Genomic DNA, 12,349 nt, shown 5'->3' with positions numbered 1-12,349 from the left:
ACTCAAATATTACTGAAAATAAATGATTTAAGATTGCTATAACAGTCAAATATTACCAATTAGCCTTAGGGTTTGCAGTCACTCATGGGGGGAACTCCCAAGACCGCGCTGTCTCAACAATAAACAATTAACTAAAGGATATAAAACTAGTGGTCAGTACTCCGGATATTAATACCTCTACGCAACAACTTCCCGAACACGACGGAAGATTTGGAAAATTTGGTGGTAAGTACGTTCCTGAAACTTTGATGCCTGCACTCAGCGAGCTAGAGGCAGCCTATCAAAAATATCGCCAAGATCCAAGTTTTCAAGCAGAACTACAAGATTTATTGCGGGATTATGTCGGAAGACCCAGTCCTTTATATTTTGCCGAACGCTTGACCCAACATTATGCTAAATCTGATGGTACAGGTGCACAAATATACTTAAAGCGTGAAGATTTAAATCATACTGGTGCTCATAAAATTAATAACGCTTTGGCGCAGGTGCTATTAGCAAAACGCATTGGGAAAAAACGGATTATTGCTGAAACCGGAGCCGGTCAACATGGAGTAGCTACCGCTACGGTTTGCGCTCGTTTTGGTTTGGAATGCGTAATTCATATGGGTATTAATGACATGGAACGTCAAGCCCTAAATGTATTTCGCATGCGTTTAATGGGAGCTAAAGTTAATCCGGTATCAGCAGGAAGTGGAACCTTGAAAGATGCATGTTCTGAAGCGCTAAGGGACTGGGTAACTAATGTAGAAACTACCCATTACATTCTTGGTTCTGTCGCGGGTGCTCATCCCTATCCCATGATGGTGAGGGATTTCCATGCAATTATCGGTCAAGAAACTCGCGTCCAAGCTGCTGAAAAATGGAATGGTTTACCTGATATTTTAATTGCTTGTGTGGGTGGCGGTTCTAATGCGATCGGCTTATTTCATGAGTTTATTGATGAACCATCGGTGCGGTTAATTGGTGTAGAAGCAGCAGGTGAAGGTGTAGCAACATCTAAACATGCAGCAACTCTAACTCAAGGACGGATTGGTGTATTCCAAGGAGCAATGAGTTACATGCTCCAAGATGATGATGGACAAGTATTAGAAGCCCATTCCATTAGTGCAGGTTTGGATTACCCTGGTGTGGGACCAGAACACAGTTACTTAAAAGATATTGGTCGTGCTGAGTACTATAGCGTTACTGATAAGGAAGCATTAGCTGCATTTCAAATGGTATCCGAATTAGAAGGAATTATTCCTGCATTGGAAACCGCTCATGCTTTTGCTTATTTAGAAAAACTTTGTCCTCAGTTAGAAGGTAGTCCCCGTATTGTGATCAATTGTTCTGGTAGGGGTGACAAAGATGTGCAAACTGTGGCTAAGGTTCTAAAGATTTAAGTCTGAGAAAGTGTTTATAAATAAAAAAATTGTTGTAGGGTGTGTTAGACCCATTACTATACCTGACTTTTAATAATAAATTTAACAGGTCTAACGCGCCAACTTAACATGGTGCGTTACGGTAAATTCTGAATTATTCCAACCATTAAATCCTTATTTTGCCGTAACACGCCCTACTTTAGAATTCATTTGCACTTTTGGAAACAAAAATGCAACTATCGCTATTAAAAGCTGAGGATAAGCATTAAAATACCCTTTAATAAAGATGAAGGATAAAATGTTTACCCTAAAATAACATCTTGGAACTCTACGACCACAAGCTAATAACCTGTTGTCGCAGTACTTTGATGCGCTAAAGGTCACATCGCGCTAACAACGGAGGGTGAGAGATGGAAAATAAACAAGATCTGCATACCGACTTACGCTCAGTTTTCGATCAGTTAACAAAGTTCAGGGAAAGTCATCCAAATGCCTGGAAAGTTGTTAATAAGCGTCTACTTGAGAATGGCAGTACCACGCTTACCGATGCGGATGCTGCGCTTTTTTATGCTTTGGAAATAATTGAAGAGATAGATTTACAACAGGTGTAGTATTTAAAAGTCAAAAGTCATTAGCGGATTGCACGCAGCTTGCGCCGTTAGCGCAGCAATGCCGATATCGTAGCTAGAGGCTAACGCTGACGCCGCAGGCTAAGCATGTTTCCGTAGGAGATAAGTCAAAAGTCAAAAGTGGGGTTAAAGAACTGCTACGTTAGGATGATTCCGCTAATTTCAGTATTTAGCATGAGTAGTCACACACCAATTTCTGACAGAACATTTGAATTTGCTGTTAGGGTCACCAAACTTTGTTCGTATTTAAATAGCTTTTGAATTATGTCCTGCGGACACGCTATGCTAATGACTTTTGAATTCCGCGTAGCGGTACTAAGATTTATGTTCTTTACTCGATTCTGAATCATCTCCTTCTGGAAAATCATTATTTCTTACATCTTTATCTGAAGACATATTATTTTTTTCATGAGTTTTTTCATGGGTTTTTTCATGAGCCTTTTCAATAATCTCATCCACCTGGGATTTATCCGCGACTATAACAATCTCGGTTTCTGGATGTGATTTATGTGCCCACTTATCCAAAACATCTACAACCAAAACCTGTGTCATCCAAATTTTGGCAACAACTGTTAAGGGAAGTGCTAATAATAAACCTAAAAAACCAAAAAAGTATGCAAAAAACAATTGAGAAATTAAAGTAATCGCTGGTAATAAAGAAACCTGATGCGCCATTACCACTGGCGTCAAAAAATTACTTTCAACCTGCTGAATCACAAAATATAAAATTAAAACAGCAAATGATTTCCAGGGTGCATCTAATAATGCGATCGCCATCGCTGGAATAACGCTCATAGTCGGACCCAAGTTGGGAATTAAATTTAAAAATCCCGCTAAAATCCCCAAAGCCAAAGCTGCAGGAACTTGCAAAGCCCACAAACCAATGACGCTCATCAATCCGACTACACACATAGCAATAAATGCGCCGGATACCCACCCCTGTAAAGAATCCTCACATTCATTCAAAATCGCATCGACTTTGCGGCGATAAAAGGAAGGAAACAAACGAATAAAGGCTTTACGGTAAGATAAGGGACTAGCTAATAACATCCCCGTTAGCACTAATACTAAAAGAACTTTAAGCAAAGCTTCCAAAGAACCGGAAACAAAAGCGAAAGAACTTCCTAAAACACGTTCGATAAAAGGTTGTGCTTGTTCTAGTAATCGATTGATATCGGGTATGTAATCGCTGTATTGGCGGGGAATTTGAGTTTCTAGCTCATCCAACCAAGCATTAAAACGTGCAATACCTTGGGGAACCTTACTAGTCAACTCTTGGAATTGATCTGCAAATGGCGGTACGATCAGCCAGAAAAAACCAACAATAGTAGCAAAAAAGATAATTACTGATAAAAATACAGAGAATCCCCGTTTGAGTCCCAAACTTTGCAAATATTTTGCCAGTCGATTTAAAGTCGTAGCTATTACAACTGCAGCAAACATTAGCAAAAGTACTTCTCGAATTTGCCACAATATATATAAAGATAAAAGTATGGCAATTAAGCCAATCCATTGACCTAAATTCACGCCAGTCTCCCAGGTTTTGATGTGAGCGTCCCACAGGGGGAATTCAAAAGTCAAAAGTCAAAAGTCATTAGCTGATCCGCAGGTAGCGCAGCTAGAGGCTCCGCCGTCGCCGCAGGCTCTGGCGTGTCCGTAGGACATAAGTCATGCATATGTCCTACGGACACGCTTTGCGAACAAAATAGATCACGCCTGTACAGTGTTAACGCCTAGCAATTAGCGTAGTCATAGCGTACTCTAGATACTGTGGGTCTAAGCACAGCAAAAGTATTAAACTCCTCGCAGTAGATGAAATCAGAATATTTTACTCACTAAGCTAAAATGCTTACTGGAAAAGCGGTTTCTAATTTTTCCTTGGGAGTAAGATAGATATTCGAGCGAGTTTAGCTAATTTCAGCAATTTAAACTCAGCAATTTGAGCATAGATCGAAAAAGAATATATTTCAAAGTATGATTTATTACTCACAAACAATACTGTTTTACTCTATATTCAATGGTAATTAAACATATTCCAGAGAATGTACATAACATATAAGTTTGGTTTATGTAGTACTAGTTATTAGTAATTTTTTCATGTAACTGCATTCGCCAGAGCAAGGTAAACGCTAATACTATTGTGGGTAATAAAACAATAATTAAGACTGTAGTTGTTGTTGCTGGAATGGAGAAATTCGGCAAGATATCTTTAATCAACAGCGAAATAACTAGCGATAGCAAAAAAACTTTTATAATCAATTTCATCTTATTCTTGATTGAAAGTACGGCAATTTTCCTAATTAGGGTGTGGTAGATACTACTGTTGTTAGTCGCATTAAATTTCTACAATATTCTCAGGCGAAAGGATTAAATAACAACCTAACTGTTCCCACACCACCATGATTTACTTACAAATTTCTACCCTAATATTCCTGGGATTATTCTCGATCCTAAACTTGATCGCTTTTAAAACAGAAGGTGGAATGATGGAAACTATTGTTAACAAGCTAGTATTTTCTTCTTGCAGTAGCATTAATTTTACTTTTACTGATAGTTTTCGGTAACACGATCTATATTCCTCTTTATAAGTTCAAGTTTTCAATTGCTATAGTAGCTAACTTTACTAATTTATTAGTGAAAAAATTTTGAGGTTAATTGCAGTTAAACACTTTTGACTAACTATACCCGAGAAGGCTTATAGCTGCGCTACCTATAGCTAGAGCCGAGCCTCTAGCTGCGCTACCTATGGAGCCGCTACCTACGGAACAAATGCGCCAATGACTTTTGATTTTTGACTTCATTTAACCGGGAGAGTCTATAGAAAATGCCTGTTGATAAAAACAAAAAACAAATGAAACCGCCGAAAATGCGTCAGTTTGGCGGTAGTTTTTTGATTCTTTTGACCATCTTGTTACTGCTGAACTTTATTGTTCCCAGTTTCTTCGCTCAAAGAATTCCCCAAGTTCCCTACAGTGACTTTATATCTCAAGTACAAGAGGGGGAAGTTGCTAAAGCAGTTGTCGGAAATGAAAGAATCGAATATTCTCTCAAGTCAGATATTCCCGAAAGTGACGAAACCCAACAAGTATTTGTAACTACTCCCGTTGCAATAGATTTAGACTTACCCAAAATCCTCCGGGAAGGTAACGTTGAATTCGCTGCACCACCACCAAGTCAAAATGGTTGGATTGGTACTTTATTGAGTTGGGTTGTACCACCATTAATTTTCTTCGGAATTTGGGCATTTTTGTTCAACCGTCAAGGTGGTGGTCCTGCTGCATTAACTGTTGGAAAAAGCAAAGCCCGGATTTATTCTGAAGGTAGTACCGGCGTTAAATTTCCTGATGTAGCTGGAGTTGATGAAGCAAAAGCCGAACTGGAAGAGATTGTTGATTTCCTCAAAAATGCTCAGAAGTATACTCGTCTAGGAGCAAAAATTCCCAAAGGTGTCTTATTGGTTGGACCTCCGGGAACTGGTAAAACACTTTTAGCAAAAGCGATCGCGGGTGAAGCTGCTGTTCCTTTCTTCAGTATTTCTGGTTCTGAATTTATCGAACTCTTTGTAGGTGTAGGTGCTGCGCGGGTACGCGACCTGTTTGAACAAGCTAAACAGCAATCTCCCTGTATTGTTTTTATTGATGAATTAGACGCTCTTGGTAAATCTCGTGGTGGTCCCGGAGGTTTTGCTGGTGGTAATGACGAACGGGAACAAACCTTAAACCAGTTATTGACAGAAATGGATGGTTTCGATGCTAACACCGGTGTAATTATCATCGCTGCTACCAACCGTCCGGAAGTATTAGATCAAGCATTACGCCGTCCCGGTCGTTTTGACCGCCAAATAGTTGTGGACCGTCCCGATAAATCCGGTCGCGAAGCAATTTTGAAGGTTCATGCTCGGGAAGTAAAACTAGCTGATGATGTGGATTTGGCTACCGTTGCTGTGCGTACCCCTGGTTTTGCAGGTGCAGATTTAGCCAACTTAGTGAATGAAGCCGCATTACTTGCAGCCCGTCAAAATCGAGATGCTGTAATCACAGCAGATTTCAATGAAGCGATCGAACGGGTTGTAGCCGGTTTAGAAAAGCGATCACGAGTACTTAATGAAACTGAGAAGAAGACTGTAGCTTATCACGAAGTAGGTCATGCTATTATCGGTGCTTTAATGCCCGGAGCAGGAAGAGTTGAGAAAATATCTGTGGTTCCCCGCGGTGTTGGAGCATTGGGTTATACCATTCAAATGCCAGAAGAAGATCGCTTCTTGATGTTGGAAGACGAAATTCGCGGTCGGATTGCAACATTATTAGGTGGACGTTCGGCTGAAGAAATTGTATTTGGTAAAGTTTCTACTGGTGCTTCTGACGATATCCAAAAAGTAACTGAGTTAGCAGAACGTTACGTTACTCTGTATGGAATGAGTAATCACCTCGGTCCCATAGCTTTTGAAAAACTTCAACAGCAATTTATTGAAGGTTATGGTAATCCCCGGCGTTCTATTAGCCCCAAAGTTGCAGAAGAAATTGATCGCGAGGTGAAGCAAATAGTAGATAATGCTCATCACATTGCTTTGAGTATTTTGCAAATTAACCGCGACTTATTAGAAGAAACTGCTCAAGAATTACTTGAAAAAGAAATACTTGAAGGTTCTTACCTACGGGAAAAACTCGAACGAGTTCAATCACCAAATGAATTAGAAGAGTGGTTAGCGAGTGGTCATTTATCTGATGAGATCTCCCGACTACCAGGTGTTTTAGTTTAAATCTCGCTGAATTATTGCTGAATCATTAAAGACTTATAGAACAATAATGTAGAGACGTAGCACTGCTACGTCTCTAAAATTTTGGTTGGTAAATATTTGGTTGGTAAATATGTGGTTCAGAAACACAAAACCCTTAATGTACAAACGGTAAATCAAAATAGATTATTTTTGAATGATTTTTTTGAATTCTGCTTTCTCAACTCTTACTCGAATCTTGGATTCTTGTTGTTCTATTTATACTAACTGATTTGTCGAATCTTCTGTTCAGAATCTTCAAAGACAATACCCTGCATTTCCAATTGCAATTGAGTATCCTCGGATAACTCTTTATTGTGACCAAAAATTGCATTTTTGATATTTGCATCTTTAAAATCAGTTCTTTTTAGCTTTGCACCAAGTAAACAAGTATTTTCAAGATTTGTATAATTCAGAAAAGCATCATTAAGATTAGTATTTCTTAAATTAGTACCGCAGAGATTAGCACCACGCAAGTCTGTGAGACGAAGGCTTGCACCACTCAAATCTGCATAACTGAGGTTCGCGCCACGCAGATCCGCACCACTCAGGATTGTATCTCGCAAATCTGCACCACTTAAATCTGCGCCACTCAACTTTGTGCTATTCAGGTTAGCACGATTTAGATTCACACCCAGCAACTCGGCATTAATCAAATTAGCATCACTTAAATTAGCATTACTTAAATTAGCATGGCTGAGATGAGCACCCTTCAAATTAGCTCTACTTAAATCAGTACGACTTAAATTATTACTATTAAGATCCGCTCCACTTAACTTACTTCCAGGAAAATCTCTATCTCCTACTGCATAACGCTGTAAAAGTTCGTCACTACTAGACGTCTTCAATACAGTAGGTAGTTTTTCGTTACTATCCACTGAATTCATTGGTAAAATACTTTTTGCTAAACTCACTTATAAGCAAGTTTAGCTACTAATAATTTCGATCTGAAATACATATGGACACTTATTTTGATTGTCCAGGAAATAATTTCCAACTTTCAACTGTTCGCACATTATGAAACGTAAAGATTAGGAAAGTAGTGGATATTACGTAAGCTATATAAATTCGGGTTTTGAACTCATTCCCGCAGATAGATAACTCTAGTTCACTTAATTATCTTACAGAACGAAATTAGAATATTTTTTATAAGCATTTTCATTATCTAGTAGACAGTTGTATTAGTGTCACAATTATTTCGTTTCAAATAATTATCCTAGACAGATTACTAGCTTTTTTATACACAAGCAAGTAAGTAGTAGATTGTGAGTTTTAATTCTAATGTATTTTTATGTTTCCCTTAAAATTATTGCTTAACATCCATTTAAGCTATGAACTGTCCCGAAATAATTGTGCATCTAGCAGCAAGCACCCAATTAGTCGTATTTTTTAATACAAGTAACTAGATTCTAAAAATATCTTAATTTTTAATACTTTTCATGGAATGACAGATGTATTTTAAGTAGTATTTGACTGAAGTAAAAATGGTTAAGAATATTGTCATCATTGGTGCAGGACCAGCAGGACTTTTACTAGCTCACTATCTATCGAATCGCTCAAATAATTATCAAATTTATATTTATGAAAAAAGAAGCGATTCTAGAGCAAATAATTATTCTAAAAGAGCCTTTGTTGTTGGTTTAACTCGACGGGGTCAACAAGCTTTAAAAGCAATTGATGGATTATGGTCAAGTGTTAAACAACAAGGAATACAGATACGCAAATCAGCAATTTATTCTCAAAAAAAGCAAGGATGGCAATCTTTTTTACGAAATAAAGAACCGGATAATTTTAGTCTTCTCATCAATCGTAATGACCTTTGTATTGCTCTACTCAATGAATTAGAAAAACGAAATAATAATCAAATAAAAATTATCTTTGATAGTCCTTGCATTGATATAAATTTAAAGGAGCATACAGTTAATTTACGAGTTAACGACAATAGTCTAATTACTCAATCCTACGACCTTCTAGTTGGAAGTGACGGAGTAAATTCTGTTGTTAGAGAAGCATTTATGAAGAGACCTGGGTTTGATTTCCAGCAAAAGTATTTTGATACTGCATGGAAAACAATTCATATTCCCAGACCAAAAAATATAGCGGTAGATACCAGTTACCTTTTTAGAAAAATATATCGTGAGGATCGATCAAGATTTAAACAATATAGTCTTTCCGGTGCTGCTATTCCAGAGATTAATGATCGCTTGTGCGTTTTAATGTTTTGGACTCAAGAACCAACACAATTAATAGGGAATCCACCAAAAGTTCAAACATACAGCGATCTTCAAAAGATGATTAATGAAGAATGGCTACCAGGAATCGAAATTAGCGACGAACAAGCACAGGAATTTTGTAACCAACGTCCTTCTACTGTAGTTGAAACTAAATGTAATCGTTATCATGACCTTCCTGGACAAGCAGTTTTAATTGGTGATGCTGCTCATGGAATGTCATCTTACCTCGGTCAAGGATGTCAAGCTGCTTTCAATGATGTTATTGCATTAGATAAACTCTTACAAGAAGAAGCTGATAATTTAAATGTCGTACTACCAAAATATTCACAACAGCAAGTAAAAGAAGGACACGCGATTACTGACTTAAATACCCAACTTTTACCTAAAGCGAAATGGCTCATATTTTTATTTAACACTGCTATGGGAATCACAAGCAAAATGAATAAGCGATTTCCAAAGCTATTCAGTCCACCATTGTTTTTTTTACTGTCACAAACCACCGTACCTTATTCAGAAGTTGCCCAGCGATTTAATTTCTGGATGCGTCTAATTAAATGGTCTAATGACAGGGTCATGACTAAAGTTAAATAAAATAGATCGCAAATTAAATTCCCATAAGCACATTACCCATTACCCATTACCAATTACCAATCCCCCTCAATTCCGTTGCCAAATTTTAATCGTCTGATCCAAACTTCCACTAATTAATTTGTCACCAGAAGGAGTAAACAATAATGCTGACACAGCGCTACTATGACCGCTAAAAGTTGCTAATAATTGACCGGTTTCTAAATGCCAAATTTTAATAGTGTTATCTGCGCTTCCACTAGCAATTATTTTTCCATCTGCACTTAAAGCAATAGCGTCCACCCCATCTTGATGTCCTTTAAGAGTATGTAATAATTCCGCAGTTTCTAAATTCCAAATTTTAATTGTTCGATCCCGACTACCACTAATGAGATATTTACCATCAGCACTTATGGTGAGGGAAGTAACAATATGAGAATGAGCAGTAAAAGAATATAAAAGTGGGATATCTAAATTTTCTTTCCCCTCACAATTGATCCGCCAAACTTTAATTTTACGGTAGCTACCAGTTACTAAAACTTTTCCATTTCCTTCAGGAGATATTGTACTAGCAGGACTTATAGCTAAAGCGTGTGCAGCATTATCATCTAAAGAAAGAGTCGCAACAACTAATCTATCTACCAAATCCCAAAATAAGATTTTTCGATCGTCACCACCGGTAACTAACATTTTTGTATCCGGGGTAAAAGCTACACAACGTACTATTCCATTATGTTTATGTAAAATATCGATGAGATCCCGTGCACCCACATGCCAAATTTTAATGGTTGAGTCTGCACCCCCACTCACCAACAGTTGTCCGTCGTGATTAAAAGCAAGGGTTTTAACTTCATCAACTAATCCAGAAACAGTCCAAGGATATTCAGATAATGTGGAGATTAATTCTCCCTTAGTAAAATCCCATAATTTTACTTCTCCGCGACTTCCACTAGCCAAAATGGGTAAATTTCCATTATTTTTACGTTGTGGAATATAAACTAAACAATTAATCCCTCTGGTATGACCTCTTAAAGTTTGCCAGCACTCCCAATCGCCAATAATATTTTTGCAATCATGACCTGACGGTAAAGCTTGAATATTTTCTAGAGTTACCACATCATTCGTTTGTGCTGGTGGTATATCTTTTGGTTTTTTGAGCGATTCTAAATACCAGTGTAAACCACCAACATATAGTAAATTACTTGGAGCTATTAAAAGCTTGGGATCCCCTAATTCAATGAGATTTGTCGGTAAAAATCCGGCGATTACAACTTTTTTGTTGTAGGAAACTTTACTTACTAAGGGATTAAATAGACAGAGGAAAATCAGTAACTGACTATTTTTGACATCTTCTTGAGTAACAGACCAACGAATTTTGTCTTTTTTGATGCCATTAAAACTAGTTCCATCTGTAACGTAAACTTGAACACCATAAGAAGAATTTCCATTTAAAAAGTAAGGAAATTTACTTTCTGTTAGCAAGTTACCTTCATCGTCCAACACCATATTTTTTAAAGTATCTTGGGACACCTTTTTAATTAATTTTCCTAGGCGTTGGCTTATCACTTGCTCAACAATTTGTTCTCGCACAAGATAATCTTGGGCTTGTTGCTGGAAATATTCTTCAAAAGGTATCGCCCAATCTGGAGACTCTGGATAATCGGGCGGTATGGGTGGTGGATTTCTGGCAATAATTTCTGCTTGTTGGCGAGCAACCTCACACAATTCTGCTAGAGATTCGCTTCCTAACTCCATTACTTCAGCATGACAACCTTTTACTTGGGAGTCCAGCAAATAAAGATTATTAATTTTGGGTTTTTTAATCCGTCGAAGAAAATCAACTTGTTGCGCTTTGAGTAAACTAATCCAATCCATGTGCGTTCAGTAATGGCACAGTTGTATACCTAGGTTAAGATATACCTATAAGTTTTCTCAAGTCTTAATTGAATATCTCATCGCTCACAACAGCTAATAAATCACCATTTTCATCAGGAATCATAATTTATTAAAAGCTTTGGAGTATTAAAAGCTTTGGAACTATTAAAAGGTTTGGGAGCAGGAACTAACTTATTCTTCGAGCAAGAGATCGGAGGTTTCATAAACCACCTTACCCTGATTTGGTAAAGCTTTTTTGAGTTTCCAACAACGCATCATATCGGCGTGGGTTTTATCGGGATTGTCAGCAAAGAAATTCCGCGTATACTGTGCAAGCATGTTTTGCGGGGCAATTTTCCGTTTGAAGTTAGGATCTTTCTTACGAGCTTCAAGTTCCCACCAGGCTTCTACTGCATCAGCGAGGGTTTTACCAACGTTAGCTTTAACCCAATCCATAAAATCACTGTGACAAACAAATTTGCTGCCAATTTGTTCGGTCATGAAGCCACGAAAGTTCTTTCCAAAAGTTAAATTATCGGTAATTACAGTTTCTAGAGTGAGTGGAGCTTTCGCCCAATTAAATTGTGAGGCTTTAGTTTTACCAGGGGTAGATTTGGATTTTGATTTTGATTTTGATTTTGATTTGGATTTAATAACTTGACCCGTTTCTAAGTACTCAGCAATCCGGTCTGCGACCTCAAACTTATTACCCCTTGAACTGATACTTTTACTTTTGCAGTAGTTCACTAGTTCTTCTTTAAGCCAATACCAGCGACGAAACTCTTTTGCTGAAATTATGTCGCCGAGGTTAGGGCGTGTTTCTTTCGCGGACATCTCTAAACTTTTTACTCTTTGAACAAAATTATCGGAACTTAGCCTTCGCAATTGAAATCAATGTAATTAACTCCA

8 protein-coding genes are annotated in these 12,349 nt (G+C 37.7%); 4 read left to right on the top strand and 4 right to left on the bottom strand.

The window, feature by feature from the left end:
- Positions 1 to 149 precede the first annotated feature (149 nt).
- Both trpB and BC008_RS29775 read left to right on the top strand, forming a co-directional pair.
- Positions 150 to 1,382: a tryptophan synthase subunit beta gene (gene trpB / locus BC008_RS29780; protein WP_027845051.1), complete on the top strand. Its 1,233-nt coding sequence runs from the start codon at positions 150 to 152 to the stop codon at positions 1,380 to 1,382.
- A 389-nt stretch (positions 1,383 to 1,771) separates the two neighbouring features.
- Entirely contained in the window at positions 1,772 to 1,972 is a 201-nt protein-coding gene (locus tag BC008_RS29775; RefSeq protein WP_027845050.1) for a hypothetical protein, read from the top strand.
- 333 nt (positions 1,973 to 2,305) lie between these two features.
- On the opposite strand, the gene BC008_RS29770 is transcribed toward BC008_RS29775, so the two are convergent.
- Positions 2,306 to 3,517: an AI-2E family transporter gene (locus BC008_RS29770; RefSeq protein ID WP_082650671.1), complete on the bottom strand. Its 1,212-nt coding sequence runs from the start codon at positions 3,515 to 3,517 to the stop codon at positions 2,306 to 2,308.
- A gap of 1,297 nt (positions 3,518 to 4,814) precedes the next feature.
- Between BC008_RS29770 and ftsH the strand changes: the two genes are divergently transcribed.
- A complete protein-coding gene (ftsH, locus tag BC008_RS29765) occupies positions 4,815 to 6,749 on the top strand; it encodes an ATP-dependent zinc metalloprotease FtsH (protein ID WP_027845049.1) in 1,935 nt (644 codons plus the stop codon).
- Between the two features lie 239 nt (positions 6,750 to 6,988).
- On the opposite strand, the gene BC008_RS52220 is transcribed toward ftsH, so the two are convergent.
- The gene (locus tag BC008_RS52220; RefSeq protein WP_153009687.1) at positions 6,989 to 7,651 is read right to left on the bottom strand and encodes a pentapeptide repeat-containing protein; all 663 of its coding nucleotides are present in this window, start codon (positions 7,649 to 7,651) and stop codon (positions 6,989 to 6,991) included.
- 597 nt (positions 7,652 to 8,248) lie between these two features.
- Here BC008_RS52220 and BC008_RS29755 point away from each other — a divergent pair.
- Entirely contained in the window at positions 8,249 to 9,589 is a 1,341-nt protein-coding gene (locus tag BC008_RS29755; RefSeq protein WP_027845048.1) for an FAD-dependent oxidoreductase, read from the top strand.
- A 66-nt stretch (positions 9,590 to 9,655) separates the two neighbouring features.
- Here the strand turns inward: BC008_RS29755 and BC008_RS29750 are convergent, their stop codons facing one another.
- Positions 9,656 to 11,440 (bottom strand): WD40 repeat domain-containing protein, encoded by a 1,785-nt coding sequence (locus tag BC008_RS29750; RefSeq protein ID WP_027844023.1) that lies wholly within the window; start codon positions 11,438 to 11,440, stop codon positions 9,656 to 9,658.
- Between the two features lie 192 nt (positions 11,441 to 11,632).
- Positions 11,633 to 12,274: a DUF6434 domain-containing protein gene (locus tag BC008_RS29745; protein WP_058184133.1), complete on the bottom strand. Its 642-nt coding sequence runs from the start codon at positions 12,272 to 12,274 to the stop codon at positions 11,633 to 11,635.
- Positions 12,275 to 12,349 lie beyond the last annotated feature (75 nt).

Origin of the sequence: Mastigocoleus testarum BC008 (assembly GCF_001456025.1) — a bacterium.
Lineage (GTDB): Bacteria > Cyanobacteriota > Cyanobacteriia > Cyanobacteriales > Nostocaceae > Mastigocoleus > Mastigocoleus testarum.
The sequence above is the reverse complement of the archived record's forward strand: the minus strand, read 5'-3'. Positions and strand labels throughout refer to the sequence as shown.

What these genes read in the sequence shown, in the direction of transcription:
- BC008_RS29775 (WP_027845050.1), top strand. Translation starts at nt 1,772, where the DNA reads ATGGAAAATAAACAAGATCTGCATACCGACTTACGCTCAGTTTTCGAT.
- ftsH (WP_027845049.1), top strand. Translation starts at nt 4,815, where the DNA reads ATGCCTGTTGATAAAAACAAAAAACAAATGAAACCGCCGAAAATGCGT.
- BC008_RS52220 (WP_153009687.1), bottom strand. Translation starts at nt 7,651, where the DNA reads ATGAATTCAGTGGATAGTAACGAAAAACTACCTACTGTATTGAAGACG.
- BC008_RS29755 (WP_027845048.1), top strand. Translation starts at nt 8,249, where the DNA reads ATGGTTAAGAATATTGTCATCATTGGTGCAGGACCAGCAGGACTTTTA.
- BC008_RS29750 (WP_027844023.1), bottom strand. Translation starts at nt 11,440, where the DNA reads ATGGATTGGATTAGTTTACTCAAAGCGCAACAAGTTGATTTTCTTCGA.
- BC008_RS29745 (WP_058184133.1), bottom strand. Translation starts at nt 12,274, where the DNA reads ATGTCCGCGAAAGAAACACGCCCTAACCTCGGCGACATAATTTCAGCA.